Source organism: Rhodococcus sp. USK10 (assembly GCF_019378875.1).
Taxonomy (GTDB): domain Bacteria; phylum Actinomycetota; class Actinomycetes; order Mycobacteriales; family Mycobacteriaceae; genus Rhodococcus_F; species Rhodococcus_F pseudokoreensis.
On record NZ_CP076048.1, the window covers coordinates 6,063,308 to 6,089,822 of the forward strand.

General features: G+C 69.9%; 26 protein-coding genes. 15 read left to right on the plus strand and 11 right to left on the minus strand.

The window, feature by feature from the left end; translation table 11 throughout:
- Nucleotides 1-81: 81 nt before the first annotated feature.
- From I1A62_RS35115 to I1A62_RS35125, 3 genes are all read right to left on the minus strand, one after another.
- Nucleotides 82-1,206: a VWA domain-containing protein gene (locus I1A62_RS35115; protein ID WP_257890613.1), complete on the minus strand. Its 1,125-nt coding sequence runs from the start codon at nt 1,204-1,206 to the stop codon at nt 82-84.
- Nucleotides 1,203-2,096, minus strand: a complete 894-nt coding sequence (locus tag I1A62_RS35120) for a MoxR family ATPase (RefSeq protein ID WP_124392696.1) — start codon at nt 2,094-2,096, stop codon at nt 1,203-1,205. The genes I1A62_RS35115 and I1A62_RS35120 overlap by 4 nt, the downstream gene beginning before the upstream one ends.
- 77 nt (nt 2,097-2,173) lie before the next feature.
- The gene (locus I1A62_RS35125; RefSeq protein ID WP_124392697.1) at nt 2,174-3,013 is read right to left on the minus strand and encodes an SDR family oxidoreductase; all 840 of its coding nucleotides are present in this window, start codon (nt 3,011-3,013) and stop codon (nt 2,174-2,176) included.
- A 70-nt stretch (nt 3,014-3,083) separates the two neighbouring features.
- On the opposite strand from I1A62_RS35125, the gene I1A62_RS35130 reads away from it, so the two are divergent.
- Complete coding sequence (locus I1A62_RS35130; protein ID WP_124392698.1) at nt 3,084-3,890, plus strand: RNA methyltransferase; 807 nt, start codon at nt 3,084-3,086, stop codon at nt 3,888-3,890.
- A 2-nt stretch (nt 3,891-3,892) separates the two neighbouring features.
- Complete coding sequence (locus I1A62_RS35135; protein ID WP_219456853.1) at nt 3,893-4,183, plus strand: DUF2537 domain-containing protein; 291 nt, start codon at nt 3,893-3,895, stop codon at nt 4,181-4,183.
- 12 nt (nt 4,184-4,195) lie between these two features.
- Here the strand turns inward: I1A62_RS35135 and I1A62_RS35140 are convergent, their stop codons facing one another.
- From I1A62_RS35140 to I1A62_RS35150, 3 genes are all read right to left on the minus strand, one after another.
- Entirely contained in the window at nt 4,196-4,978 is a 783-nt protein-coding gene (locus I1A62_RS35140) for a hypothetical protein (RefSeq protein ID WP_219456854.1), read from the minus strand.
- 72 nt (nt 4,979-5,050) lie between these two features.
- Entirely contained in the window at nt 5,051-5,908 is an 858-nt protein-coding gene (gene sepH / locus I1A62_RS35145) for a septation protein SepH (protein ID WP_124392701.1), read from the minus strand.
- 117 nt (nt 5,909-6,025) lie between these two features.
- Complete coding sequence (locus I1A62_RS35150) at nt 6,026-6,772, minus strand: GntR family transcriptional regulator (protein WP_124392702.1); 747 nt, start codon at nt 6,770-6,772, stop codon at nt 6,026-6,028.
- Between the two features lie 176 nt (nt 6,773-6,948).
- On the opposite strand from I1A62_RS35150, the gene I1A62_RS35155 reads away from it, so the two are divergent.
- The 6 genes from I1A62_RS35155 to I1A62_RS35180 are packed head-to-tail and all read left to right on the plus strand — an operon-like array spanning nt 6,949 to nt 13,018.
- Nucleotides 6,949-7,959, plus strand: coding sequence for a BMP family protein (locus I1A62_RS35155; protein ID WP_219456856.1), 1,011 nt, complete (start codon nt 6,949-6,951; stop codon nt 7,957-7,959).
- A 1-nt stretch (nt 7,960) separates the two neighbouring features.
- Nucleotides 7,961-9,478 (plus strand): ABC transporter ATP-binding protein, encoded by a 1,518-nt coding sequence (locus I1A62_RS35160; RefSeq protein ID WP_219456857.1) that lies wholly within the window; start codon nt 7,961-7,963, stop codon nt 9,476-9,478.
- Nucleotides 9,475-10,593 (plus strand): ABC transporter permease, encoded by a 1,119-nt coding sequence (locus tag I1A62_RS35165; RefSeq protein ID WP_219456859.1) that lies wholly within the window; start codon nt 9,475-9,477, stop codon nt 10,591-10,593. The genes I1A62_RS35160 and I1A62_RS35165 overlap by 4 nt, the downstream gene beginning before the upstream one ends.
- On the plus strand, nt 10,590-11,513 hold the full coding sequence (locus I1A62_RS35170) for an ABC transporter permease (RefSeq protein ID WP_219456861.1): 924 nt from the start codon (nt 10,590-10,592) through the stop codon (nt 11,511-11,513). The genes I1A62_RS35165 and I1A62_RS35170 overlap by 4 nt, the downstream gene beginning before the upstream one ends.
- 24 nt (nt 11,514-11,537) lie before the next feature.
- Nucleotides 11,538-12,536, plus strand: coding sequence for an ornithine cyclodeaminase family protein (locus I1A62_RS35175; protein ID WP_124392707.1), 999 nt, complete (start codon nt 11,538-11,540; stop codon nt 12,534-12,536).
- Entirely contained in the window at nt 12,533-13,018 is a 486-nt protein-coding gene (locus I1A62_RS35180; protein ID WP_124392708.1) for a nucleoside deaminase, read from the plus strand. The genes I1A62_RS35175 and I1A62_RS35180 overlap by 4 nt, the downstream gene beginning before the upstream one ends.
- A 63-nt stretch (nt 13,019-13,081) precedes the next feature.
- Here I1A62_RS35180 and serC read toward each other — a convergent pair whose 3' ends face one another.
- Both serC and I1A62_RS35190 read right to left on the minus strand, forming a co-directional pair.
- Nucleotides 13,082-14,203 (minus strand): phosphoserine transaminase, encoded by a 1,122-nt coding sequence (gene serC, locus I1A62_RS35185; RefSeq protein ID WP_124392709.1) that lies wholly within the window; start codon nt 14,201-14,203, stop codon nt 13,082-13,084.
- Nucleotides 14,204-14,244: 41 nt separating this feature from the next.
- Nucleotides 14,245-15,375, minus strand: a complete 1,131-nt coding sequence (locus I1A62_RS35190) for a citrate synthase 2 (protein WP_005244097.1) — start codon at nt 15,373-15,375, stop codon at nt 14,245-14,247.
- A 271-nt stretch (nt 15,376-15,646) separates the two neighbouring features.
- Between I1A62_RS35190 and pdxH the strand changes: the two genes are divergently transcribed.
- The 5 genes from pdxH (at nt 15,647) to I1A62_RS35215 (ending at nt 20,796) form a co-directional block, all read left to right on the plus strand.
- Nucleotides 15,647-16,318, plus strand: a complete 672-nt coding sequence (gene pdxH / locus I1A62_RS35195; RefSeq protein WP_219461603.1) for a pyridoxamine 5'-phosphate oxidase — start codon at nt 15,647-15,649, stop codon at nt 16,316-16,318.
- 42 nt (nt 16,319-16,360) lie between these two features.
- On the plus strand, nt 16,361-17,647 hold the full coding sequence (locus I1A62_RS35200) for an MFS transporter (RefSeq protein ID WP_124394965.1): 1,287 nt from the start codon (nt 16,361-16,363) through the stop codon (nt 17,645-17,647).
- Nucleotides 17,648-17,699: 52 nt separating this feature from the next.
- Entirely contained in the window at nt 17,700-18,662 is a 963-nt protein-coding gene (locus tag I1A62_RS35205; protein ID WP_219456862.1) for an aldose 1-epimerase family protein, read from the plus strand.
- Between the two features lie 428 nt (nt 18,663-19,090).
- A complete protein-coding gene (locus I1A62_RS35210; RefSeq protein WP_124394967.1) occupies nt 19,091-20,386 on the plus strand; it encodes a citrate synthase in 1,296 nt (431 codons plus the stop codon).
- Between the two features lie 47 nt (nt 20,387-20,433).
- Nucleotides 20,434-20,796, plus strand: a complete 363-nt coding sequence (locus I1A62_RS35215) for an FKBP-type peptidyl-prolyl cis-trans isomerase (protein WP_015888813.1) — start codon at nt 20,434-20,436, stop codon at nt 20,794-20,796.
- A 29-nt stretch (nt 20,797-20,825) separates the two neighbouring features.
- On the opposite strand, the gene I1A62_RS35220 is transcribed toward I1A62_RS35215, so the two are convergent.
- The gene (locus tag I1A62_RS35220; protein ID WP_219456864.1) at nt 20,826-22,166 is read right to left on the minus strand and encodes a HAMP domain-containing sensor histidine kinase; all 1,341 of its coding nucleotides are present in this window, start codon (nt 22,164-22,166) and stop codon (nt 20,826-20,828) included.
- Entirely contained in the window at nt 22,163-22,879 is a 717-nt protein-coding gene (locus tag I1A62_RS35225; RefSeq protein ID WP_219456866.1) for a response regulator transcription factor, read from the minus strand. The genes I1A62_RS35220 and I1A62_RS35225 overlap by 4 nt, the downstream gene beginning before the upstream one ends.
- 82 nt (nt 22,880-22,961) lie before the next feature.
- Between I1A62_RS35225 and I1A62_RS35230 the strand changes: the two genes are divergently transcribed.
- Together I1A62_RS35230 and I1A62_RS35235 are read left to right on the plus strand one after the other, a co-directional pair.
- Nucleotides 22,962-23,879 carry a mechanosensitive ion channel family protein gene (locus I1A62_RS35230; protein ID WP_124394970.1) on the plus strand — a complete coding sequence of 306 codons (918 nt, stop codon included), beginning with the start codon at nt 22,962-22,964 and terminating at the stop codon, nt 23,877-23,879.
- A gap of 29 nt (nt 23,880-23,908) precedes the next feature.
- On the plus strand, nt 23,909-25,249 hold the full coding sequence (locus I1A62_RS35235; RefSeq protein WP_219456868.1) for a deoxyribodipyrimidine photo-lyase: 1,341 nt from the start codon (nt 23,909-23,911) through the stop codon (nt 25,247-25,249).
- A 21-nt stretch (nt 25,250-25,270) separates the two neighbouring features.
- Here the strand turns inward: I1A62_RS35235 and I1A62_RS35240 are convergent, their stop codons facing one another.
- Nucleotides 25,271-26,479 (minus strand): MFS transporter, encoded by a 1,209-nt coding sequence (locus tag I1A62_RS35240; RefSeq protein WP_219456870.1) that lies wholly within the window; start codon nt 26,477-26,479, stop codon nt 25,271-25,273.
- Between the last annotated feature and the right edge of the window lie 36 nt (nt 26,480-26,515).

Here is a 26,515-nt window from a genome sequence, read left to right on the forward strand (position 1 = left end):
GAGAGCCTCAGGTGATACGTCCTACTCTGCGCCGACCGGGCCCGAACAACACCCCGAATCGGGGAACCGTTTCCGGATCGGTCACGTCCGGCGCGCCACCTCGAGCAATTCCTGCAGCGTTGCGAGACTGTGGCCGGCGAGGAGCCGGTCGACATACGGCAGCGCGGCGACGATCCCGGACTGCACCGGTTCGTATCCGTCCGCGCCGGCGTGCGGATTCACCCACAGCACGGCGTGGGCGAGCCGGCGCAGCTGAGCCATCTGCTCCGCGAGCAGGGTCGGGTCGCCGCGCTCCCAGCCGTCGGAGAAGATCACCACGACGGCGCCGCGGGCCACGCCGCGGCGCCCCCAGCGGTCCAGGAATGCGCACAGCGTCTCGCCGAGGCGGGTGCCGCCCGCCCAGTCGGGCACGGCCCGGCTCGCGGCGGCCAGTGCCACTTCCGGGTCGCGGACCCGCAGCGCCCGGGACAGCCGGGTCATCCGGGTGCCCAGCGAGAACACCTCGGTGCCCGCCGGGTTGCTCCGCGCGACGACGTGACCGAACCGCAGGAGCGCGTCGGCGTACGGGCTCATCGATCCGGACACGTCGATCAGCAGCACCATCCGGCGCGGCCGGGTGGCCTTGCGGTGGTGGCTCGGCCGAACCGCTTCGCCGCCCGCCGCGAGCATGTCCCGCACCGTGCGCCGCGGATCGACGGCGCCCCGGCGGGCGGGGCGCATCCGGATGGCCGGGCGGGTCGGGGGCCGCGGGGGCAGGGTGGCGATCAGCTCGGCGAGGTGCGCGCGCTCGGCCGCGGTGAGGTCGGCGATGTCCCGGTGGCGCAACACCTCGGCGTCGTCGGCCGCGACCCTCAGCCGCGGTGCGTCCCCACCGGTGTCGCCGCCGTCCGTCGAGGTCAGAGCGGCGGTTTTGGCCCGTCGGGGCTGCTCCCCGGACCGCGGCGTGTGCAACGGCACGGTACCGCCGAACCAGCCCTCGAACGCCGCGTCGTACCGCGGGATGTCGTCGGGGCCGCGGCACAGGGTCGCGCGACCCGCCCAGTACACCTGACCCGGGTCGCCCACATCCACCTGGCGGAGCGCCCGCGTGAATGCGGCGACGGCGTCCGACGCGACCGGCAGTCCCGCCGCCGCGAGGGCGTGCGCGAACCCGGCGAACCCCACCAGCGGGTCGCCGGCGTCCGGGGCCGCGGGCACGGTGCTCACCCCGCCAGGAGCCGGTCCAGTCCCGCCCGGGCCACGCGTTCGAGGTCCTCGCGGTACTTGAGGACGGCGCCGAGCGTCGCGGCTGCGGTCTCCGCGTCCAGCACGTCCCGATCGAGTTCCTGCAGTGCACGCGCCCAGTCCAGCGACTCGGCCACCCCCGGCGGCTTGAGCAGTTCCATCTCGCGCAGGGAGCGGACGGCGTGGGCGACCTGACCGGCGAGTTCGGCCCCGATGCCGGGGAGGCGGCGGCGCAGGATCGCGACCTCCCGCGCCAGATCCGGATGTTCGAGCCAGTGGTACAGGCAGCGGCGCTTGAGGGCGTCGTGCACCTCGCGGGTGCGGTTGGACGTGAGCACCACCAGCGGCGGTGTCGCCGCCCGCACGTCGCCGAGTTCGGGGATGGTGACGGCGTTCTCGTCGAGGACCTGCAGCAGGAACGCCTCGAACTCGTCGTCGGCGCGGTCGATCTCGTCGACGAGCAGCACACACGGCGCTTCGGTGAGGGCCCGCAGCAGGGGCCGCGCCAGCAGGAATCGCTCGGTGTACAGGGAGCGTTCGACGGTGTCGGCCTCGAGCGATCCGTCGCTCGCCGCCTCCAGCGTCCGCAGGTGCAGCAGCTGCCGCGGGAAGTCCCAGTCGTAGAGCGCCTGCGCGGCGTCGATGCCCTCGTGGCACTGCAACCGGATCAGCGGCAGGCCGAACGCCTCCGACAGCGCGGCCGCGAGCGACGTCTTGCCGGTGCCGGGTTCGCCCTCGCAGAACAGGGGCCGTCCCATACGTATGGCGAGGAACGCGGCCATCGCGACGCCGTCGTCGGCGAGGTAACCGGTGGCGTCCAGCGCCCGCGCCAGTTCCGAAGGCGAACCGACCGTCGGCGTGGAATCACTCACGTCCGCGAGCCTAGATCAGTGCCCACGCCCCGGTACCCGACTCGGGCCACGGTGCACGCCGTCAACCGAGCATGCCGTCAACCATCCGGCTCCACCCGGCCGCGGTCCTCGCTCAACCGCCGGAACATCTCGGTGGCGCCGAACCGCGCGGCCACCCGCTCGGCGAGTCCCGGCGCGATCTGGGCCAGGGCGAGCAGGGGGCGGATCGGTGCTCCGCTCTCGACGACCTCCGGCAGGTCCCGCCGAATCGCCCGGATCACGGCGGCGGCGACCTTGTCGATGCTGGTCTCGCCCGCCATCCGGCCGGCCCTGATTCCGCGTTCGGTCATCCGCTGGTACATGCCGTCGCCCGCGATGAACCCGGGACACACGACGGAGAAGCCGACCGGTGCGCCCGCGTACTCCGCGCGCAGCGACTGGGTGAGACCGACCAGGCCGGCCTTCGTCGCGGCGTACGGCGCGCAGTACGCCGGACCGATCTTCGCTGCCAGCGACGACACGAACACGACGTGACCGAGGCCGCGGTCGAGCATCCCGGGCAGCACCCGGCGGGTGAGAAGCAGTGGTGCGGTGAGATTTACGTCGACCATGGCGGTGAGCTCGGCGGGATCCAGCCGGGTGTAGGCCGAGACGTTCTCCACACCCGCGTTGTTCACCAGGACGTCGAGGGGGCCGACCGCCGCCTCGGTGCGTTCGATCAGCGTATCGACCAGGTCCAGTCGGTTCAGGTCCCCGGGCACGGCCTCGGCGCGCGCACCGAGCGCACGCAGTTCCGCGACGAGTTCCGCGAGTCGGTCCTCACGCCGGCCGGACACCGCGACGGCGACACCCTCGCGGGCCAGAGCCCGGGCGACGACGCGGCCGAGACCGCCGGAGGCGCCGGTCACCAGAGCCGTGCGTCCGTGCAGGTGCTTCATTCCTTCGAGCTTTCGCGCCCCGCGGAGGGGAGTCAACGCTGTGACGCCCCGCATACGGCAATATGGACCGGTGGTTCACGTCATCGACATAACAGATCCGGCCGACACCAGGCTGGACGACTTCCGCGATCTCAACTCCTCGGACCGGCGTCCCGACCTCCCCGAGGGCAAGGGTCTGGTGATCGCGGAGGGTGTGCTGGTGGCGCAGCGACTGCTGGCGTCCCGGTTCGACCCGATCGGTCTGCTCGGCGTCGATCGGCGGCTGGAGGAACTGGCAGACGATCTCGACGGCGTGGACGTGCCGTTCTACCGGACGACGGCGGACGTCATGGCCGAGGTCGTCGGGTTCCACCTCAACCGGGGTGTGCTCGCGGCGGCGCGTCGCCCCGCACCCCTCGAACTGTCGGACGTGCTCGAGCACTCCCGCACGGTCGCGGTGCTCGAGGGCGTCAACGATCACGAGAACCTGGGCTCGATGTTCCGCAACGCCGCGGGGCTCGGCGTCGACGCCGTGGTGTTCGGCAAGGGGTGCGCCGACCCGCTGTACCGCCGGGCGGTCCGGGTGTCGATGGGGCACGTCCTCCGGGTTCCGTTCGCGCACGTGACGAAGTGGCCGCACGATCTGGACGCGTTGCGGGAGCGGGGGTTCCAACTGATCTCGCTGACCCCGAACCCCGAGGCGGTGACGCTGGCCGAGGCGATGACGGGGGAGAAGGTGGCGCTGCTGCTGGGCGCGGAAGGGCCCGGACTCACCGAACATGCCATGCGGGCCACCGACATTCGTGCCCGCATCCCGATGGCGCCCGGAACGGATTCGCTCAACGTCGCGACGGCGGCGGCGATGGCGTTCTACGAGCGCGTCCGCACGGGCAGGTGAGGATGCTGCCCCCTCATTCCGCGTATCCGCCGCCGGCGGAAACACCGTGGTTCACCGGACTTCTCGTGGCAGCGTTCGCCGCGGCGGTGGTGGCCGTCGCGATCATGGCGTTCGGCTCGCAGCTCGCCCGGATCAATCCCGCGCTGGCGGTGGTCCTCGAACTCATCGTGGTGGCCGGGGTCGCGCCGTCGGTGTGGCGACTGCGCCGGACACCGGTGTGGCGGTGGCTGGTGTACGGCGCCGCGGCCGGAGTTCTCGCCGGCTGGTCGGCGCTGCTCGTCGGGGCCGCCTGACTCCGGCAGGCGTCAGAAGCCGAAGTAGCGGCGGAGCAGTCCGCCCTTTCGAGCGGGCGGCGGTGGAGCGGGCGTGGGAACCGGCTCGGGGGCGCGTTGTTCCACCTCAGCAGGTTGTTCTACCTCGGCGGGAGATTCGACCGGACCCTCACCGGGCAGGTGGACGGCGAACCCGAGCACGGTGATCTCCTTCGGGTCGATCTCGGTGCCCTCCGGGGCGCCCGTGTACCGGAAGTTCAGCCATTCCCGGTTGGCGCCCTCGGCGAACTGCTGCGGGTGGAACGGCAGCGACTGCGGGTCGGGCAGCACGCCCGGCGGGTGCTCGAGCGGGAAGTCGCCCGCCCAGAACGGTCGCTCCCACACCAGGGGGATGCCGAGGTCCTCGTGGATGTGCACCGGCGTCGCGCTGAACGCGCGGATCAGGTGCCCGTCCTCCCACATCGCGAACGAGCCCCACGCGATGTCGGGCTTGGATGCGACGTAGTACGTCTTCGCGGATTCGGTGGGCCGGATGCGGGTTCCGGGCAGGGTCGACGGCCGGGGAACGGCAAGGTCGGGCCCGCACACGACGGTGACGCCGGCGTAGGTACCGATATGCACGGTCCCGGCGGCGTCGAGTCGCGCGGCCTCGGCCAGCGGAACCGGGCCGGTGGGGGTGGCCGCCAGATCGGGATGGAGGCGGGCGGCGAGTCGCCGCGCCGCAGCGAGGTCGGGCTCGGGGTGAGCGCGCAGAACAGCCGAGGGGTCGGGGACGTCGACGTACCAGATCGTTGATACCTTGGCCCCCACGGTCATCCCCCTCTTCCGGTGTCTTCCTGAAAGAGTACGACCCCGACCGTGTTCTCGGCCTGCTTACCGCGCCGACGGTCAGCGTCCGCTGCTGCGGACGCCGAGCAGGACGTCGTCCCAGGAGGGGAGGGCGGGTTTGCCGCGCTTGTCCTTGTTGTTCGTCTGGTGTGGGGCGATCTTGGGTGCGGCAGGCTCCTCGGGCGAAGCGGGCTCGTCCTCGGGCTGCTCGGCGACGTCGGCCTCGATGATCTCCTCGGGCTCGATCGTCGGCACCTCCACCTCGGTGGGGAACTCGGCGAGCTCGAGCTGCTCCGGTTCGTCGGACGCCACCGGCGCCAATCCGCGCAGCGGACGGCCGAAGTCGGGGTCGATCAGGTCGAACGCGGTGTCGTCGAGGGCCACGATGGTGCCACCGTGCGCGTCCGGCTGGTACCGCCAGTGCGCCGCGTTGGTGGTGCGACCGGCCTGCCATTGCAGCTGGGCGACCCAGTGATTGTCCTCGTCGCGCCACGCGTCCCAGGTGGCGTCGTCGATGTTGTGGCCCCGCGCGCGGAACGCCTGCGTGACGATCTCGGCGAGAGTGGGAACGGCGGGGCCGTTGTCGCGCACCGGGTGTCCGCCCTGCGCCATCTCGGCTGCACGGGAACGTTCGAGCAGAACCGGGTACGCGAAACGCTCCACCTTCGCCAGGGGGATACCGGCCTCGTCGGCAACCTGTTCGACGGAGGCGCCGGCACGGATGCGGGCCTGGATTTCTCGGGGCCTGAGCTGACTGTCCATTTCGATCTCAATCTGGCCGAGTCGAGCGATGTCCCCGCGGGATGCGGCGCGGAGTTTGTCATCGGCGGGAAGCCGGAATTTTTCGCCGGTACTGGCATCTGCGCACACGACGTGCGATCCATCGGGCTCGAGACCGATCACTCGAAGCTCTCGCACGTTGACCTCCTTATCGCGCCGGCTCGCGACTCTGCACCCCGGCAACTGTAATTCATTCGTGACAGCCCGCGCGGCAGGACACGCGCGGGTAAATCCCGTCCCGGATTCGGCTGCGCGCTACGCTTCCTCGTTTCCCGATCGTTCCTTCCTGCGGGGTGTGCGCTGCCTCGTGCGGGTGGCCTCCACCGGGTCGATCGCCGGTGCAGACCAGTGTTCGGCCAGCTCGAGGCTGGGTTCGCGACCCGACGCCACGTGCCGGTACGCGATCTCCGCGGCGTGGTCGGCGTCGCCCGCCGCGATGGCGTCGTAGAGCTCGGCGTGCTCGTCGCACTGCTGTCCGGGATCGCGTTCCTTCGTGAGGTGGAACAACCACTGCACGCGCGTCGCGAGCGGTTGCAGCATCGACTGCAGCAGGGGATTGCCGGACATGTCCACGATGACGGCGTGGAAGGCGGCGTTCGCGGCGGCGATGGCGGGTTTGTCGTCGCGGGCGGTGGCGGCTCGTGCCGCGGCGAGTTGGTCACGCAGTGCCGTGAGGTGGGAGTCGTCGGCCCGCTGCGCGGCGAGGCGGGCCGCGAGCACTTCGAGGCTCTCGCGGACGTCGAAGAGGTCACGGACCTCGTCGACGCCGAAGGGGGCGACGATGGCGCCGCGGCGGGGGACGATCACGACGAGTCCGTCGGTCTGGAGCAGGTGCAGGGCCTCGCGCAGTGGGATCCGGGACACCTGCAGTTCCGCGGCGAGGTCGCGTTCGATCAGACGCTGGCCGGGGGTGAGTTGCAGGTTGACGATTCGCTTGCGCAGTTCGTTGTACGCGGTCTCGCGCAGTGACTTCGGCGCCGACGCGTCGGTTGCACCGCTCACCCGGTCTCCTGTCGTCGTGGTGGCCACGTCAGCCACCGTAGAGCGCACCCGTGCGCCGCCCTCGGCTGGATGCGGGTCCTTACGTCTGTGTAACACGGCGGAAATGACGCGCCTCCAAAATTCAAATAACGGTATACCGCTAACTGTGGCGGTTCCTGAGTCAAGGAGTCCAGCGCGTGAACACGACCCTCTCCGCCCGAGCCCTCGTCCCCGCGCTGTGCGCGGTCGCAACAGTCGCGGCAACCCTGACGGCCTGCGGGTCTTCGGACGCCGGCACCGCCTCCGGCGACATCCTGCGCGTCGGGGTGTTCTTCCCGGGATCGGTCTCCGACACCGGGTTCATGGAATCGGGATACCTCGGCTACCAGCGACTCGAGGAAGCCGTCGGCGACCGGGTGGAACTGAGTTACGTCGAGCAGGTCGCCGCCGCCGATTACCAGCAGGCCTTGGTGCGGTTCGCGACCGCGAACGACCTCGTCGTCTCGCTCGGCGGTCAGACGGACGCCGACGTCCGCAAGGTCGCACCCCAGTTCCCCGACGTGAAGTTCGTCGAGATCGGCGGACCCGCCGACGCGTCCCCGCTGCCGAACCTCGCCTACTACGACCCGCAGCAGGCGGAGGCCGAGTTCCTCAGCGGAGCGGTGGCGGCGACGGCGTCCAAGACCCCGTCCGTGTCGTTCGTCGGCGGTGTCGAACTGCCCGCCATCGTGAACGCCGCGAAGGCCTTCGGCAACGGCGCCGAGTTCGCGCGGCCCGGCACCCAGGTGCTCACCCCGCAGTACCTGGGCGACTTCAACGACCCGGCCAAGGCGAAGCAGGCCGCGCTCGCCAACTACGGCGCCGGCGCGGGCGCCGTGGGGCAGATCGTGAACCTCGGCAAGTCCGGCCTGGAACAGGCCGCCGCGCAGTCGGGCGCGCTGATGGTGGGCGGGCCGATTCCCGGCGACTGCTCGAGTCCCGCCTACGTCGGCTACGTGCACACCGACATCGGCAAGGAAGTGGAGTACGCCGTCCAGTCCATCCTGGACGGAACGTGGAAGGCCGAGAACGTGGCGTTCGGTCTCACGTCGCCGAACGGCGGCACCGACTTCCTGCTGTGCAGCGCCGACCCCGCCGTCGCCGACGCACTCGACAAGGCGAAGACCGCCCTGGCCACCGGTGCCGTCGAGCCCTATCGAGCGGGCTGACATGAGCACACCAGCACTGCAACTCACGGGAATCGGGAAGACCTTCGGCGACGTTCGGGCCCTCCGTGACGTCGACCTGTCGGTGCAACCCGGAACCGTGCACTGCATTCTCGGGGAGAACGGGGCCGGGAAGTCGACGCTCTGCAACGTCGTCTACGGGGGTCTGCGACCCGACGCCGGAACGATGACCCTGTCCGGTCGCGCCTACGCCCCGGGATCGCCCGCGTCTGCGATGGCGGACGGCGTGGCGATGGTGCACCAGCACTTCAGTCTCATCGGCACGATGACCGTCGGCGAGAACCTGCTGCTGACCGGGCGGGGGCTGCGACTGCGGCGCGCGGCACTGCGGACCCGGCTCGACCGGCTCGCCGACGACTATCACCTGCGGATCGATCCGGATGCGCTGGTCTCCGCCATGCCGATCGGTGCGCGGCAGAAGGTCGAGATCGTGAAGGCCCTGCTCACCGACCCTTCTCTGATCCTGCTGGACGAGCCGACCGGGGTGCTCGATCCCGCCGAGATCGACGCCCTGATCGAGACGTGCCAGGCCGTCGCGGCGGCGGGCAAGGCGGTCGTCCTCGTCACCCACAAACTCGGTGAGGTGTCCCGCGTCGCGGACGCCGCGACCGTGCTGCGCGGAGGCGAGGTGGCAGATGGGGGCCGCATGTCGGAGCTGACGATTCCCCAGCTGACGACCGCGATGGTCGGACGACCGGTGCCGGACCTGAACCCCGTGCTCGCCGCGGTGCCCGACCGGCGGGCGACCGGACCCGTCGTCCTGGCGCTGGACGGCATCCACGCCACCCGGGCGGACGGCAGCGTCGCCCTGTCCGGCCTCGACTTCGACGTGCGCGCCGGTGAGATCGTCGGCATCGCGGGCGTCGAAGGGAACGGGCAGAGCGAACTGGTCGCCGTGCTGTCGGGGGCCACCCGACCCGAGTCGGGCACGGTCACGCTCGGGGACGCCGACATCACGTCGGCCTCGCCGGCCGAACGCACCCGGCTCGGTCTCGGGGTCGTGCCGGAGGACCGTCACCGGGAGGCGATGGTGGCGGAACTGTCCGTGTCGGAGAACCTCTTCCTCGGGCGCCTGCACCGCTTCCGCCGGATGGGTCTGCTCGACCGCCGGCGAATGGACACCGCGGCCCGGGCCTTGATCGAGCAGTACTCGGTGCGGACACCCGGACCGGCAACACCGATGGGTTCGCTGTCGGGCGGCAATCAGCAGAAGGTCGTCCTCGCCCGCGAACTGTCGACGGAGAAGCTGCAGTGCCTGGTCGCGGCGCAACCCACCCGTGGACTCGACATCGGGGCGGTCGAATTCGTCCTGAACCGACTCCGCGGCTGCGCGTCCTCGGGAACCGGGGTGCTGGTCGTGTCCAGCGAGATCCCCGAACTGCTCGCGCTCTGCGACCGCATCTTCGTCAGCTACCGAGGGGCCCTGCTCGGGCCCGTCGACACGGCGGCGGCCACGGCGCGGCAGCACATCGGTGAACTGATGACGGGAACGGCGGCATGAATCGACTTCGAATCTGGGTGCATCACCCACTTCCGGTGGCGATCGCCGCGATCGCGGTCGCGGGACTCGTCGGACTGCTCCTCGCCGCCGCCGCAGGCGCCACCATGACGGAGACGGCCGAGGCACTGTCCGAAGGGATGTTCGGCAGCGGCTACGCGATCGGCGTCTCCCTCAACACTGCCGCCGTGCTGGCGCTCGTGGCGGCAGGATTCACCGTCGCACACCGGGCCGGACTGGTGAACGTCGGCGGCGAGGGCCAGCTGTGCGTCGGAGGCATCGCCGCGACCGCGGTCGGCACCGGCCTCGGAGAGGGCACGCCCGCCCCGATCGCCGTCACTGCGGTACTCCTCGCGGCGGCAGGCGGCGGATGGTCGTGGGCGGCGATCGCCGCGTTCCTGCGGGTCCGCCGGGGCACCAGCGAGATCATCACGACTCTGCTGCTCAACTTCGTCGGCCTAGCCCTGGTGCTGCTGATGGTCCACGAGCCCAGTCTCCTTCGCCAGCCCGTCACGTCCTCGGAAACCCTGCCGCAGTCCGCGCCGCTGGTCGAGGCCGCGCAGTTGCCACTGCTGGGGATCGAGCGGTCGCCGGCGACGATCGCGCTGTGGATCGCGGTGATCGCGGTTCCGGTCGTCGGCGTGGTCCTGCGCCGCACGGCGATCGGGGTGCGGCTCCGCTCCGTCGGCCTGAACCCGGACGCGTCGGCGCGCCTGGGACTGCCGGTCGGGCGGCTGCGCTTCCTCAGTCTGTCCTGCGCCGGCGCGTTCTCCGGACTCGCGGGCGGGATCCTCGTCGCGACGGCGCCGTTCGTGCTCGTCGAAGGATTCTCCTCCGGCTACGGGTTCTCCGGGCTGGTCGTCGGACTCCTGGCCCGCGGTTCCATGCTCGCCGTCGGTGCCGTGTCGCTGCTCCTCGGCTTCCTCGTGTCGGGCGGAATCAACCTTCAACTCGCAGCCGGTGTCCCGGCATCGACCGTGTCGATCATGGAATCCCTCATGATCATCCTGATCGCGGGCGCGGTGCTGTGGACCGCGACCGGCCGGAGAGCGAGAGCGACCGCAGCGACGGCGGCGGAAACCGACGACGTCCCCGACCTGGCTGGAGCGAAGCAATGATGAACACGGCGTCGGACATCGCCGTCAGCGGCATCGGATTCGCACTCCCGATCCTGGTGGCCGCGAGCGGGGAACTGGTGAGCGAGCGGGCGGGCGTGCTGAACCTCAGCCTCGAGGGCATGATGCTGACCGGAGCGTTCGCCAGTGTGCTCGGCGCCGTCACCACCGGATCCTCGGTGGCCGGTCTCGCGGCCGGGCTGGCGGCGGGACTGCTGTTCGGACTGCTGCAGGCGCTGCTGAGCGTCACGCTGCGCGCCGATCAGATCGTGGTGGGCATCGCGAGCAACGCCCTCGCTCTCGGCGCCACCACCTACGGCGCCCGGCTGCTGCTCGCGGACGGCAAGGGCCGCAACGCCCCCGGATTCGCCACCCTCGAGATCCCGCTGCTGCACCGGATCCCGATCCTCGGACCGGCACTCTTCTCGCAGACGGCACTCGGCTACTTCTGCTTCGCGGTGGTCGGACTGCTGGCCGTCACCATGTCGCGCCGGACCCGGGCCGGTCTCGTCGTCGACGCGGTCGGGGAGGACGCGCAGTCGGCCGACTGGAGCGGACTGCCGGTGCGGAAGGTCCGCTACCTGTGCGTGCTCGTCGCCGGACTGACGGCGGGACTGGCCGGTGCGCAACTCGCGCTGTCCGAGGTGCGGTCGTTCAGCGACAACATGACCGCCGGAATCGGGTACCTGGCGGTGGTGGCCGTGATCGCCGGACGGTGGCGGGCGCTCGGCGTGATCTGGGCGTCCGTGTTCTTCGGGATCGCACAGGCCCTCCAGTTCGCGCTGCCCGCCCTTGGTGTCGGGGTCCCGTTCGCCCTGCTCGTCATGCTGCCGTACGTGATCGCGATCGTCGCGGTCAGCGGATTCCTCCGCAACAGCCGCTCGCCCGCAAACCTGACCGTCGCGTTCGCGCGCACGTCCTGATCGAACTCTCAGCGAGGAACTCCTGTGACACTGATCCTTTCCCACTCCGATGTGGCCGGTCTCGTCGACCGCGCCGAGGTGTTCGCCGCGGTGGAACGGGCGCACGCCGACCTGGCGGCCGGGACGGCGTACGCACCCGCCCCGCCCGCCATGACCCTGCAGTCGCCGGGCCACGCCGCCGGTGCGGCCTTCATCCCTATGGTCGCGGGGGCGCACTCCGCCGGCGCCGCCGCGGTGAAGATGCTCGTCGACCTGCCCCGCAACGCCGCCCGCGGACTGCCCGTGCAACGCTCCGCCGTGCTCGTGACCTCCGCGGACACCGGCGAATGCGAGGCCCTGCTCGACGGCCGCCTGATCACCGCGGTGCGCACCGCCGCCGCCAGCGCGGTGGCCACGAAACACCTCGCGCGCCCAGGCAGCCGGGTGCTGGGGTTGGTGGGCGCCGGGACCCTCGCCGTCGAACACGTCCGGGCCATCGCCCGGGTGTCCGACGTCGAGACGGTGCTGGTGTGGTCGCGCTCGGAAACCACGATCGAGGAATTCCGCAGCCGGACAGAAGATCTCGACGTCTCGATCAAGCCGATGACCTCACCCGAGGCGGTCACCCGGTCGTCCGACGTCCTCTGCACCCTCACGCCGTCCAGGGATCCGATCGTGCTCGGCGCCTGGTTCGGAGAGGGCCTGCACGTCAACGCGGTCGGGGCGCCGCCGCGCGCGGACCACCGGGAGATCGACGGCGAGGGAATGCGACGCGCCCGCGTGGTCGTCGACTCGGTGGCCACCACGATGACCAAATCGGGAGAGACGCTGCTCGCGCTCGCCGAGGGCGCGATCACCGCGGACGACGTCGCCGTGGAGTTGGGCGACGTGATTGCGGGCCGCGCCGTCGCCCGCACATCCGATCGGGACATCACGCTGTACAACTCCGTCGGGATCGGCCTCCAGGACCTCGCCGCGGCGCGCATACTGATCGACACAGCCCGGCAACGGGGCGTCGGAACAGAAGTGGATCTGAGTCGATGAGCCAGAGGGATGTCGACGACGTGGACCTTGCCCACCTGCGGCGGGCCATCGAGCTCGCCGACGAGACGGGGGACGCGGGCAACAGGCCGTTCGGTGCGGTCGCGGTCGGCGCCGACGGTCACGTGATCAGTGAGGGCGCCAACTCCGTGGCGACGTCCGCCGACGTCACCGAGCACGCGGAACTGGACGCGATCACCACCGCCTGCGGTGAAGGCCGGACGGGCGACCTCGTCGGCGCCACCATGTACGCGAGCGGTGAGCCGTGCCCGATGTGCAGTGCGGCGATGGTGTGGGCGGGGATCACGCGGGTGGTCTACGCGGCCTCGTCCGCGGACTTCTCCCGGATCCTCCCGGACGGGCCGCGGTTCACGCTGGGTTGCGCCGACGTGCTCGATGCGGCGAGCGTCGAGATCCAGGTGAGCGGGCCGCATCTCGGCGACGAGGCCCTCGCGCCGTTCCACCGCTTCCTCGACACTGACTGATCCGGAGACGCCGTCAGCCCCCGGCACTTCGGTGCCGGGGGCTGACGGTGCAGGTGCCGGGACTCAGCCGAGCTGGGAGACGACCCAGTCGATGCTCTTCGTGAGCTGCGAGACGTCCTCGGGGTCGATCGCCGGGAACATGCCGACACGCAGCTGGTTGCGGCCCAGCTTGCGGTACGGCTCCGTGTCGACGACGCCGTTGGCCCGCAGGATCTTCGCCACCTGGGCGGCGTCGACCTTGTCGTCGAAGTCGATGGTGCCGACGACCTGCGAGCGGTGCGCGGGGTCGGTGACGAACGGCGTGGCGTAATCGCTGGCCTCGGCCCACTGGTACAGGCGCGAGGACGAATCGGCGGTACGCGACGTGGCCCAGTCGAGGCCGCCGTTGCCGTTCAGCCAGTCGATCTGGTTGGCGAGCAGCAGCAGCGTCGCGACCGCAGGCGTGTTGTACGTCTGGTCCTTGGAGCTGTTGTCCACGGCGATGGGCAGCGACAGGAAGTCGGGGGTCCAGCGACCCGAATCCTTGATCTCCGCGACCCGCTCGAGCGCCTTCGGGCTCATCAGCGCGATCCACAGTCCACCGTCGGCGGCGAAGCACTTCTGCGGCGCGAAGTAGTACACGTCGGCGTCGGCGACGTTCACCGGCAGGCCGCCTGCGCCGGACGTGGCGTCGATGGCGATGAGCGCGTTCTCCGAGCCCGCGGGACGCGAGACGGGGATCGCGACACCGGTGGACGTCTCGTTGTGCGCCCAGCCGATGAGGTCGACGGACGGATCGGAGACCGGCTCGGGCGCGCTGCCCGGGTCGGCGGAGACGACGATCGGGTCACCGATGAACGGGTTGTTCTTCGCGACCGACGCGAACTTGGAGCTGAACTCGCCGTTCGTGAGGTGCAGCGACTTCTCCCGGATCAGGCCGAACGCGGCCGCGTCCCAGAACGCGGTGGTGCCACCGTTGCCGAGCACCACCTCGTAACCCTCGGGCAGGGAGAACAGATCGGCGAGGCCGGACCGCACGCTGGCGACGACGTCCTTGACGGGCTTCTGGCGGTGGCTGGTGCCGAACACCGAGGCGCCCACCTCGACCAGCGACTGCAGCTGTTCGGGGCGAACCTTGGACGGTCCGCAGCCGAACCGTCCGTCGGCGGGCAGGAGGTCTGCGGGGATGATCGGTGTGGAGGTCATCGCTACTTTCTGTTCCTTACTGATTCAGGCGGGGGAGACGGTCAGCTGGTGTGGGCGATCTGGTCCCAGCCCTCGACGGACTCGGGGGTGCGGGGTGCCGGCCCGGTGTAGATGGCGGCCGGGCGGACGAGTTTGCCGAGGCGCTTCTGCTCGAGGATGTGGGCGCACCAGCCGGCGGTGCGGCCACAGGTGAACATCGCGGGCATCATGTGCGCCGGGACCTCGGCGAAGTCGAGGATGACCGCGGCCCAGAATTCGACGTTCGTCTCGATGGCCCGGTCGGGGCGGCGTTCGCGCAGTTCCGCGAGCGCGGCCTGCTCGAGGGCGGCGGCCGCCTCGTAGCGGGGAGCGTTCAGGCGTTTGGCCGTGGCGCGCAGCACCCGGGCACGGGGGTCTTCGGCGCGGTAGACGCGGTGCCCGAAGCCCATCAGCTTTTCCTTGCGGTCGAGGATGCCCTTGACCAGGGCGCGGGCGTCCCCGGACTTCTCGGTGTCCTCGATCATCGGCAGGACACGGGCGGGGGCGCCGCCGTGCAGCGGGCCGGACATGGCGCCGATGGCCCCGGACAGGGAGGCGGCGACGTCGGCGCCGGTGGAGGCGATGACGCGGGCAGTGAAGGTGGAGGCGTTCATGCCGTGTTCGGCGGCGGAGACCCAGTAGGCGTCGATGGCGGCGACGTGGGCGGGGTCGGGGTCGCCCTTCCAGCGGACCATGAACCGTTCGGTGACGGTCTTGGCCTCGTCGATCCGCCGCTGCGGGACGGCGGGCTGGTAGATGCCGCGGGCGGACTGGGCGACGTAGGACAGGGCCATGACGGAGGCGCGGGCGAGTTGTTCGCGGGCGGTGTCGTCGTCGATGTCGAGGAGGGGCTGGTATCCCCAGATGGGGGCGAGCATGGCGAGGCCGGCCTGGACGTCGACGCGGACGTCGCCGGTGTGCACGGGGAGGGGGAACGGTTCGGCCGGGGGCAGTCCGGGGCCGAAGCGGCCGTCGACGAGCAGGGCCCACACGTTGCCGAACGTGACGTGCTTGGAGACGAGTTCCTCGATGTCGACGCCGCGGTAGCGTAGGGCGCCGCCGTCCTTGTCGGGTTCGGCGATGTCGCTGGTGAACGCGACCACGCCTTCCAGTCCGCTGACGAAATCGTCCGGTATTGCCGCGCTAGCTGACATAGCTCGTGGACTCTCCTCGTTCGAGTGCCCCCCGGTCAGAGCGGCACTGTCTCGGCGTTCGACAATTGCGCTGGGCGTGCATGCGGGATGGGCAGGCACCCTCGTCCGCGCAATCGACTTGCCGTCCCCGGGCATCGCACGATCGCGGCTGCAATCCGAGGGGACGGGTTCGGTCCCCAAAACTTTAGCCGGTGTCACCGGAGAGCAGATCAGTGCATTCCCGGGAGTAGCGTTCTCGGCTGTGTCTCCAGATGCAGAACAGCCGAAACCGGTGAACAAGGACCTCGCGGCCATGCGCGTCGGCTACGGGCAGCAGGGCGCCGACGGACGGTACGACGACGCCGATCTGGATGCCGACCAGCTGAGCGACGGCTGGCTTCCCCTGATGCGCCGGTGGCTCGAGGACGCCGTGGAGGCCGGGGTTACCGAACCCAACGCGATGACGCTCGGCACCGTCGACGAGCACGGTCATCCGTGCACCCGCACCGTCCTGTGCAAGGGACTGAGTGCCGACGGCGTGCTGTTCTTCACCAACTACGAATCGGACAAGGGCCGCCAGCTGGAGTCGGTGCCCTACGCGTCGGTGACGTTCACCTGGGTGCCCGTCGCCCGGCAGATCACCGTCCGCGGCCCGGTCGAGCGGGTGAGTGCCGAGGTCACGGACGAGTACTGGCACAGCAGGCCCCGAGGATCCCGGCTGGGCGCGTGGGCGTCCGAACAGTCGCGGCCGATCGCGTCGCGGGCCGAACTGGACGCGGCGCTGCTGCACGCGGGCGAGCGGTTCCCCGTCGACGTCGACATCCCGGTGCGGCCGGACTGGGGCGGAATCCTGATCCGCCCCGCGGTGGTGGAGTTCTGGCAGGGCCGCGCCAATCGGATGCACAACCGCATCCGGACGTCGCAGGCCGGCGGCTCGTGGACGGTGGAGCGGCTGCAGCCGTGACCGCCCGGGAATAGTGAGCATGGGAAACGAGCTAAGGGAAGAATGACCGACACCGTCACCGAGAAGAGGAAGCGGCGGCTGCTCGCCGACACGGCGCCGCTGCAGAACCGGGACTACCGGCGCCTGTGGGCGGCCGGGATCGTGACGGTGATCGGTGGGCAGCTCAGCGTCGTGGCCGTGCCGCAGCAGGTGTACGAGATCACCCGCAACTCGGCGTACGTGGGCCTGACCGGTGTCTTCGCGCTGGTACCGCTGATCGTGTTCGGGCTGTGGGGCGGCGCGCTCGCCGACGTCATGGACCGGCGGAAACTGCTGACCATCACCACCGTCGGCCTCGGTCTCACCGCGGTGCTGTTCTGGGTGCAGGCGGCGCTCGGTCTGAACAACGTGTGGCTGGTGCTCGTGCTGCTGGGACTGCAGCAGGCATTCTTCGCGGTCAACCAGCCGACCCGCAGCGCGATCATCCCGCGGCTCATCCCGGCGGAACAGCTGCCCGCGGCCAACTCGCTCAACATGACGGTCATGCAGTTCGGCGCGATCGCCGGACCGCTGCTCGCCGGGGTCATGATCCCGGTGGTCGGGCTGTCCACGCTGTATCTCGTCGATTCGATCGCCCTCCTGGCCACCCTGTGGGCGGTCCTCCGGCTGCCGGCCATCCCGCCGACGGGGGAGTCCCGGCGCGCCGGGCTGCGCGAGGTGTTCGACGGGTTCGCCTACCTCGCCACCCAGAAGGTGCTGCTCGCGTCGTTCGTCGTCGACATCATCGCGATGGTGTTCGGCATGCCGCGGGCGTTGTTCCCGCAGATCGCGCACGACACGTTCGGCGATCCGGCCTCCGGCGGTGTGGCGCTCGGCCTGCTGTTCGCGGCGATGTCCGTCGGCGCGGTGGCAGGCGGCGTGTTCTCCGGCTGGCTGCCGAGGGTCCGGCGTCAGGGCCGCGCCGTGATCGTGTGCATCGCGCTGTGGGGTCTGGCGATGGTGGGCTTCGGCGTCGTCGTGGGACTCGCCTCACCGGACGGCAGTCCCGCGCTGTTGTGGATCGCTCTGGCGTTCCTCGCGTTCGGCGGCGCCGTCGACATGGTCTCCGCCGCGTTCCGCAGCACCATGCTCCAGCAGGTCGCCACGGACGAGATGCGCGGACGACTCCAGGGCGTCTTCATCGTCGTCGTCGCCGGGGGTCCGCGGATCGGCGACGTCCTGCACGGCGCAGCGGCCGCGGCGGTCGGAACAAGCGTCGCCGCAGCGGGTGGCGGCGTCCTCGTCGTCATCGGCGTGGTGATCGCCGCGCTCGCGTTCCCGGCACTGATGCGGTACAAGGTCACGCGCTAGGTTCCTGTGCGCCATCACATATCTCGTGCAGATCTCGTGCACACTGAAATGCATGGGTGAATCGCAGTCGTCGAAGACGGACAGGCCTGCCACGGCTGGATTCGAGATCCGGGGCGGCGGCTACCGGGCCGGTATCGCGGCCACCGGTGCCGGACTCCGGCTACTCGAACGGGACGGTCCGGACGGGCCTGTGGCGCTCACCGAGACGTGGGACCTCGGCACCCGGCCACCGCTGTCGGCCGGGCTGATCCTCGCGCCGTGGCCCAACCGGATCCGCGACGGCCGGTTCGTCTTCGACGGCATCGACCACCAGCTCGAGATCACGGAGCCGGGGTTCGCCAACGCGAGCCACGGATTCGTCCGTCGCCGGGACTGGCGTGTCGTACATCACGCCGACGACCGCATCGAGTTGTCGATCGACGTCGGCCTCCACAAGGGGTGGCCGTACCCGCTGCGGCTCACCGTCGACTACGCACTCGGCGACGACGGCCTCACCGTGACGCACACCGCCACCAACACCGGGGCCATCCCGGCGCCGTTCGGGATGGGTTTCCACTCCTACGTCCGCGCCGGCGACGTCCCCCTCGACGAGTGCACGCTGCGCCTGTCGGCGGGCACCCGGCTGCCGCTCGACGAGCGGATGCTGCCCAGCGGCGGTTCGCAGGCCGTCGCGGGCACCGAATACGACTTCACCAGCCCCCGCACGCTGTCGGGTGTGGCCCTCGACACCCCGTTCAGCGCACTGGACGTCGACGTGGACGGCAGGTCGCGGCACGAATTGCGCGCACCGGACGGCACCGGAACGGTCCTGTGGGCGGCCCGGGAATTCGGCTGGCTGCAGGCGTTCGTCGCGGATCCCGATGCGGGCAAGTCGTACCCGGGCCGCGGCCGGGCGCTGGCCCTGGAGCCGATGACGTGCCCACCGGATGCGTTCAACTCCGGAATCGATCAGTTGGTGCTCGCTCCGGGACAGCAGTGGACCGGTGTGTGGGGCATGTCGGCGCTGGGGTCGTAGCGATTCAACTTTCGACCGCTGGGTGCCCACTTGGTGAGACGGTGTAACACCGGTCGCGGTCCGGTCGATACGTCCGGCGGGGGTTCTTCCGTCGCGGCCGACGGTCTTTGTGCCAGCCTCTGTACTTCCCTCACCGAATCGGGTGACGCGGCGTGCGTTCTCCGCCGTCCTCGGCATCGGTGCAGGTAATGAGGCCAGTCCAGTCCCGGGCAACTGGCCCTCACGGATTCCGCTCCCGCGCCGTGCGGGCAAATCGGACACTCGACCAACCCGTTCGCCGACCCTTCCCCGAGGTCGCCACGCATCCCGCGGGGAGGCCGCGTCACGGCCCCTGAGCGGACCCGCCTTCGGCAGGTAGGCCAGAGTGGGGCTAGTTTCTACCTGAATGAAGTTGTTACTCATTGGTTTGAGCTTGAGAGGGATGCTTCGTGCCTGACAATGACACAAAGCCCACGCTTACCTACCCTGGTGGTGAGCACACGATGTCCATTGCCAGGGCAACCGAGGGCAATGACGGTATCGAACTGGGCAAGCTGCTCGCCAGCACCGGGTACACCACCCTGGACCCGGGTTTCGTCAATACCGCCTCCACCAGCTCCGCGATCACCTATATCGACGGTGAGAAGGGGATCCTCCGTTACCGCGGATACCCGATCGAACAGCTGGCCGAGAAGTCGACTTTCATCGAGGTCAGCTACCTGCTGATCTACGGTGAGCTGCCCACCGCGGCGCAGCTGGAGTCGTTCACCGACCGGATCCGGCGCCACACCCTGCTGCACGAGGACCTCAAGAGGTTCTTCGACGGGTTCCCCCGGAACGCGCACCCGATGCCGGTGCTGTCCAGCGCCGTCAACGCGCTGTCCGCGTACTACCAGGACTCCCTGGACCCGGCCGACCCGGAACAGGTCGAACTGTCGACCATCCGCCTTCTCGCGAAGCTGCCGACCATCGCGGCCTACGCGTACAAGAAGTCCGTCGGGCAGCCGTTCCTGTACCCGGACAACTCCCTGAACCTCGTCGAGAACTTCCTCCGGATGACGTTCGGCTTCCCCGCGGAGCCCTACGAGATCGATCCCGAGATCGCCAAGGCACTCGACATGCTGCTGATCCTGCACGCCGACCACGAGCAGAACTGCTCGACGTCGACGGTGCGCCTGGTCGGCTCCTCCGACGCCAACCTGTTCACCTCGATTTCCGGTGGCATCAACGCACTCTGGGGCCCGCTGCACGGCGGCGCCAACCAGGCGGTGCTGGAGATGCTCGACGAGATCAAGGCCAGCGGCAGCAACGCAGGCGACTTCGTCCGCAAGGTCAAGAACAAGGAAGACGGCGTGAAGCTCATGGGCTTCGGGCACCGCGTCTACCGCAACTACGACCCGCGCGCGGCGATCGTCAAGCAGACGGCGCACACCATCCTCGACAAGCTCGGCGGCGACGACGAACTGCTCGACATCGCGATGGCTCTCGAAGAGGCGGCGCTGACCGACGACTACTTCGTCGAGCGCAAGCTGTACCCGAACGTCGACTTCTACACGGGTCTGATCTACCGCGCGATGGGCTTCCCCACTCGCATGTTCACCGTTTTGTTCGCCATGGGCCGCTTGCCCGGGTGGATTGCACACTGGCGCGAGATGCACGAAGATCCCGCTACGAAGATCGGCCGTCCGCGCCAGATCTACACCGGCTACACCGAGCGTGACTACAAGGACGTCACAGGTCGCTGATCGCGAACACCTGTGCCGAACCATAGAGCCCTCATCGAGGAGGACACATGACCAAGCCTGAGATCGAGTTCCAAGAGGGACCTGCCCCGACCGACCTGGTGGTCAAGGACGTGGTGGTCGGAGACGGCGCCGAGGCCGTCCCCGGTGGCACCGTCGAGGTGCACTACGTCGGCGTCGAGTTCGAGTCCGGCGAGGAGTTCGACTCCTCCTGGAGCCGTGGCGAGTCCATCCAGTTCCCGCTGCGCGGCCTCATCAAGGGCTGGCAGGACGGCATCCCCGGCATGAAGGTGGGCGGACGTCGTCAGCTCACCATCCCGCCGGAGCTCGCCTACGGTCCCGCCGGCGCCGGACACCAGCTGTCCGGCAAGACGCTGGTGTTCATGATCGACCTGCTGGACGTGAAGGAATAGTCTCCGCGGTCCGAAGGCCCCGCATCACCTCAGGGTGAGGCGGGGCTTTCCGCTTTCCGGGTCGTGTCGGTGTGCAATTCCACGACGAGCCTTGCGCCGCCGAGCGGGCTGACCTCGAAACGTGCGCTGCCGTTGTGCAATGCGGCCTGCTGGGCGACGAGCGCGAGGCCCAGGCCCGATCCGCTCTTCGTCGCGTTGGAACCGCGGTGGAACCGTTCGAACACGGCGGTCCGCTCAGCCTCGGGCACCCCGGAACCGTTGTCGTCGACGACGACGGTGGTGATGCCGTCGGCTGCTCTCAGTGTGATCGTCACCGCGGTGGCGCCGCCGTGCCGGACCGCGTTCTTGATGGCGTTGTCCAGGGTGAGGCGCAGTCCGCCGGGCATGCCGCGGACCGTCACGGGGGCCGCGTCGACGGTCACATGCAGGCCGGGATTGTGACGCATCGCCTCCTCCGCGGCGAGGTCGCTGATGTCGACGAGGTCGCAGTCCACGAAGTCCTTGTCGGTGGACAGTTCGCCGCGGGCGAGGCGCTCGAGGTCGGACAGCGTCGATTCCACCCGGGCTTGTGAGCGGGCGAGGTCGCGGAGGATCTCGTGCTGCTGTTCCGGCGTCAGGTCGAGAGTGGTGAGGACCTCGAGGTCGGTCCGCATCGCGGTGAGCGGTGTGCGGAGTTCGTGCGCGGACACGGCGGCGAAGTCGCGGGCGGTCGCGAGCGCGGCGGTCGTCGCGTCCTGCGCCTCGGCGACGTCGCGCAGCATTGACTCGGCGGCGGACGCCAGTTCGTCCGCCTCCCGGACGCCGGAGGACGTGGGTGTCAGTTTCGGTTCGCGGCGCACGATGCGGCCGGTCAGGTCGACCAGGGGTCGCACCGCACGACCGCCGAACAGCCACCCGAGGCCGCTGGCGGCGGCGACGGCGAGGACCCCCACCAGGGCCACCTGCCGTTGCTGCTCGGACGTCACGTCCTGCGCCTCGGCGTACGGCACGGCCAGGGAGATCCGGGTGCCGAGGAGAGGCACGGTCGCGGTGTAGGCCCGGTACCAGGTGTCGTCGATCCGCACCGTCTGCGAGCCGGGGTCGAGTTCGGGCAGCTGGGTGGGGGTGCTGACGAGCACGGTGTCGCCGTCTGCCGAACGGATCGTGATCGCGAACGCGCCCTTGTCGCCCAGCGCCCCGAGGAACAGCCCGGCGGTGGCCGCGTTGGGCACCAGGACATCCGAGGCCGTCTCCAGCCGCCGGTCGAGTTGCGCCAGGTTGTTCCGGTTGATCGCCAGCGACACCAGGATGCCGAGCGCGACGACGATGATCGTCGCCCCGAGCGCCGTCGCGGCGGCCACACGGGTCCGGAGGGAGAACGACCGTTTCACGACGGTTCCCGCAGCACGAACCCCACTCCGCGGACCGTGTGCAGGAGGCGCGGCTGACCACCGACCTCGAACTTGCGCCGCAGGTAGCCGACGAAGACGTCCACCACGTTTGTGTCGGCGACGAAGTCGTATCCCCACACCAGTTCGAGGAGCCGCTCACGGCTCAGGACGATGCCGACGTTGCGGGCGAGAACCTCGAGAAGTTCGAACTCCCGCTTGGTCAGCGTCATCTCCCCGCCCGCGATGAAGACCCGCCGTTCGGACAGCCGGATCTCGAGCGCACCGATGCGGATCGGCGGGGACGCGGGCGAGTCGGCCGGCGCCGCGGCGGTCGTGCCGCGCCTGCGCAGCATCGCCCGGATCCGGGCGATCAGTTCGGCGAGGACGAACGGCTTGACCAGGTAGTCGTCGGCGCCCGACTCCAGACCCGAGATGCGGTCGTCGACGGTGTCGCGGGCGCTGAGCACACAGATCGGGATGTCATTGCTCATCGCGCGCAGCGCAGTGACGACGCCGGTGCCGTCGATGACCGGCATGTTCATGTCGAGCACCATCGCGTCCGGACGTTGTTCGCTGACCACCCGCAGTGCGTCGGCGCCGTCGACGGCGGTGAGGACGGTGAATCCGGACAGGCGCAGGCCGCGTTCGAGGGACGTCCGCACGTCCTCGTCGTCGTCGACCACGAGGACACTGGCTGAGTCGGTGACGGTCACTCCTGCATTGTGCCGTGGGCGCGACCACAGAGCGTGCGGATGGCAGTTGTGAGAGCGTGTCTCGTCCGTACACTCGTTGGGGATGTTTCCTTCGCTGCAGGCATTCGAACTGACCGAAACCAACCGTGACTGGCTGATTCACCGGCCGGCCGAGATCGCGGCCTACGTCGTCCTGGCGCTCGTACTGCGATTCGCGTTGCACCGGATGATCGAACGGATGACACGTCCCCGGGAGCCCTCGGACAAGCCGGCCATGCTCCGGCCTCTGCGGGAGCGCGCCCCGCGCGGCGTCAAGGAAGCCATGGTCAACGAGCGTCGCGCGCAACGCGCCCGGACCATCGGGTCGGTGCTCAAGTCGACGGTGTCGATCGTGGTGCTCGTCTGGATGGTGCTCCAGGTGCTCGCCGTCCTCGGCGTCAACGTCGCGCCGTTCATCGCGTCCGCCGGTGTGATCGGTGTCGCACTCGGGTTCGGTGCCCAGAATCTGGTCCGGGATTTCCTGTCGGGAATCTTCATGCTGCTCGAGGACCAGTACGGGGTCGGCGACGTCGTCGACCTCGGCGAGGCCGTGGGAACGGTGGAGACGGTGGGTCTGCGGGTCACCACGATCCGCGACGTCAACGGCACGCTCTGGTACTGCCGCAACGGTGAGATCGTGCGGGTCGGCAACATGAGTCAGGGGTACGCCGTCGCGGTGGTCGATCTGCCGATCGCGCACGCCGCCAACGTGCAGCGGGCGTGCGAGGTGGCGCTGGAGGCGGTCACCGAGGCGGCCAAGGGCGACGCGATCGCGGCCGACGTGCTCGAACCCCCGGAACTGCTGGGCGTGAACTCGGTGACTGCGGAATCGGTCACGCTGCGGATCACCGCGCGGACCAAGCCCGGCAGGCAGTGGGCGGTGCAGCGGACGTTCGCCCGCGCGGCGCTGTCCGCGTTCACGCACTACGACATCGATGCCCCGTACCTGTCGGTGCTGTCTTCGGCCCGCTCCACCAACTGAGCGGCCCGCGCTTCGTTACCGTGGCAGGTATGGACACCGCACTCGTCTGGTTCCGCCGCGACCTCCGCCTCGGCGACTTGCCGACGCTCCACACGGTCGCCGAGTCGGGGGCGCGTGCACTCGGCCTGTTCGTGCTCGACGACCGGCTGCTGACCACGTCGGGCGGTGCCCGCCGGGACTTCCTGTTCCGCAGCCTCGCCGCACTGGACGACCAACTCGACGGCCGGTTGCTGGTGGTGAAGGGCGATCCCGTCGACGTGGTTCCGCGGATCGCGAAGAAGGTGTCGGCCGAAGAAGTGCACGTCAGCGCCGACTACGGACCCTACGGTCGCGAGCGGGATGCCGCCGTCGCCGAGCAAATCGACCTGGTGGCCACCGGTTCGCCGTATGCCGTGGCGCCCGGCCGGGTGACCAAGGCGGACGGGGAACCGTACCGCGTGTTCACCCCGTACTTCCGGCAGTGGCTCGAGCACGGGTGGCGCGCGCCGATCGACACCGGTCCCGGGACGGTGGAGTGGATGGACCCGGACGACGTGAAGACGCGGCGGGTGCAGATCCCCGAACCCGAATCCGACGGGTACGCCGCGGGGGAGGCGGCGGCGCTGGAACGGTGGGCGGAGTTCTGCGAGGACGACCTCGCCGGGTACGAGGACGCGCGGGATCGTCCCGGGCTCGACGCGACCAGCCGGATGTCGGTGTACCTGAAGTACGGCAACATTCATCCGCGGACGATGCTCCGCGATCTCGCCCGCCGCCGCAGCAAGAGCGCCGAGCAGTACCGGCGGCAGCTCGCGTGGCGGGACTTCTACGCCGACATCCTCTTCCAGCGCCCCGACAGCGCACGGGGCAACTACGACCGCCGCTTCGACCAGATCCGCTACGACAGCGGACCCGACGCCGAGGAGGCGTACACGGCGTGGTGCGAGGGCCGGACGGGGTTCCCGATCGTCGATGCCGGGATGCGTCAGCTGAAAGCCGAAGGCTGGATGCACAACCGGGTGCGGATGATCGTCGCGTCGTTCTTCGTCAAAGATCTGCACCTGCCGTGGTGGCGGGGCGCCCGCTACTTCATGAACCAACTCGTCGACGGCGACCTGGCGAACAACCAGCACGGCTGGCAGTGGACGGCGGGCTCGGGGACGGACGCGTCGCCGTACTTCCGGGTGTTCAACCCGACGACACAGGGGGAGAAGTTCGACCCCGACGGCGAATACGTGCGGCGGTGGGTGCCCGAACTGCGCCGGATCTCCGGGAAGGCCGTCCACGCCCTGAAAGACGGCCGCCCCGAAGACTATCCGCCGCCGATCGTCGACCACGCCCACGAACGCCAGGAGGCGCTGGCGAGGTACGGCGAGATCAAGACCCCGTGAGTACTTGTTAACCGCGGGCGGTTAAGAAGTACTCACGGGCGCTTTGCGCAGGAGGGCCGCCGCGGCGAGGACGATGACGAGTCCGCCGTAGATGCGGGTGGTGTCGACGAGCCCGACCTGCCCGACGAGGTATCCGGCGACCAGCGCGGGAACGCTGTTGGCGAGGTAGGCGATCACGTAGATGCTCGACAGCAGTCCCGCCCGCTCGTGCGGTTCGGCGAGCGGCATGACGGTGCGGATGGTGCCCTGGAAGCCGGCGCCGAATCCGATGCCCGCGACCGCGGTTCCCGCGAGAATCAAGGGTGCCGAGGATGTTTCGGCACCGATCAGGGTGACGGCGACACCGGCGACGAGGGCCGCCGCTCCGACGACCAGGACGCGCCGTGCCGCGACGTTGCGCAGCAGGAACACCGCGAGTGCACCGGTCCCGGTGAGCGTCGCGACCATGATTGCGCCGATCAGCGACGTGTGCACATCGAGGGCGTTGCGGGCGAGTGACGGTCCGAGCGACAGGTAGAAGCCGCCGAGCGCCCAGACGGCGATCAGGCACGGTCCCGTGGCGACGAGCATTCTCCGTGCGGTGGACGGGACCGCGAGCGCCGGTCGCATCGACGCCAGCGCGCCCTTCTGCCGGACCGCCGTCTCGGGTGCCGCCCAGATGCCGAGGATCTCGACGACGAACAGCACGAGGAGCACCAGGAACACGGTGCTGGTGGGCCGGGGAAGGTGCTCGCTGATCAGGCTCGATCCGATGGCGCCCAGCGCGAGACCGGCGGTGGGCGCGATGCTGTTGACGGTGGCGCCGCGTCCCGGTGTGCGTTCGAGGTCGAGGAGGGTGGAACCGAGGGCGCTGATCGCGGCGCCGGTCGCGAATCCCTGCACCACCCGGGCGAGCAGCAGCAGTCCGATGCCTTCGGCGGTCGCGAACATGATCATCGAGACCGCCTCGAACGCGAGCGCGGTGATCAGGACGGGGCGCCGGCCGACGTAGTCCGACAGGGCTCCCACGGTGAGCAGTGCGAGCAGCAGGCTCACGGCGTAGATGCCGAAGACCAGCGTCGACTGCAGCGAGGAGAAGCCCCAGTTCGACTGGTACAGCTCGTACAGCGGTGTCGGTGCGGCGGACGCGCCGAGGAGGGTGGCGATCACGACCGCGACGAGGGTGAAGGCGGCGCCGCGGCGCAGCGCGGGTCGAGAGGTCGGTGGTGCTTCGGGTGCAAGGGTCGGCATGGGCGTACTCCCGGAGAACGTTAAAGCAAAAGGTTT

Bases quoted from the DNA above. Each gene is read 5' to 3' on its own strand.
- I1A62_RS35170 (WP_219456861.1), top strand. From the start codon at position 10,590: ATGATGAACACGGCGTCGGACATCGCCGTCAGCGGCATCGGATTCGCA.
- I1A62_RS35205 (WP_219456862.1), top strand. From the start codon at position 17,700: ATGGGTGAATCGCAGTCGTCGAAGACGGACAGGCCTGCCACGGCTGGA.
- I1A62_RS35215 (WP_015888813.1), top strand. From the start codon at position 20,434: ATGACCAAGCCTGAGATCGAGTTCCAAGAGGGACCTGCCCCGACCGAC.
- I1A62_RS35165 (WP_219456859.1), top strand. From the start codon at position 9,475: ATGAATCGACTTCGAATCTGGGTGCATCACCCACTTCCGGTGGCGATC.
- I1A62_RS35230 (WP_124394970.1), top strand. From the start codon at position 22,962: ATGTTTCCTTCGCTGCAGGCATTCGAACTGACCGAAACCAACCGTGAC.
- I1A62_RS35135 (WP_219456853.1), top strand. From the start codon at position 3,893: ATGCTGCCCCCTCATTCCGCGTATCCGCCGCCGGCGGAAACACCGTGG.
- I1A62_RS35140 (WP_219456854.1), bottom strand. From the start codon at position 4,978: ATGACCGTGGGGGCCAAGGTATCAACGATCTGGTACGTCGACGTCCCC.
- I1A62_RS35235 (WP_219456868.1), top strand. From the start codon at position 23,909: ATGGACACCGCACTCGTCTGGTTCCGCCGCGACCTCCGCCTCGGCGAC.
- I1A62_RS35200 (WP_124394965.1), top strand. From the start codon at position 16,361: ATGACCGACACCGTCACCGAGAAGAGGAAGCGGCGGCTGCTCGCCGAC.
- I1A62_RS35190 (WP_005244097.1), bottom strand. From the start codon at position 15,375: ATGTCAGCTAGCGCGGCAATACCGGACGATTTCGTCAGCGGACTGGAA.
- I1A62_RS35240 (WP_219456870.1), bottom strand. From the start codon at position 26,479: ATGCCGACCCTTGCACCCGAAGCACCACCGACCTCTCGACCCGCGCTG.
- I1A62_RS35180 (WP_124392708.1), top strand. From the start codon at position 12,533: ATGAGCCAGAGGGATGTCGACGACGTGGACCTTGCCCACCTGCGGCGG.
- I1A62_RS35125 (WP_124392697.1), bottom strand. From the start codon at position 3,013: ATGAAGCACCTGCACGGACGCACGGCTCTGGTGACCGGCGCCTCCGGC.
- I1A62_RS35160 (WP_219456857.1), top strand. From the start codon at position 7,961: ATGAGCACACCAGCACTGCAACTCACGGGAATCGGGAAGACCTTCGGC.
- serC (WP_124392709.1), bottom strand. From the start codon at position 14,203: ATGACCTCCACACCGATCATCCCCGCAGACCTCCTGCCCGCCGACGGA.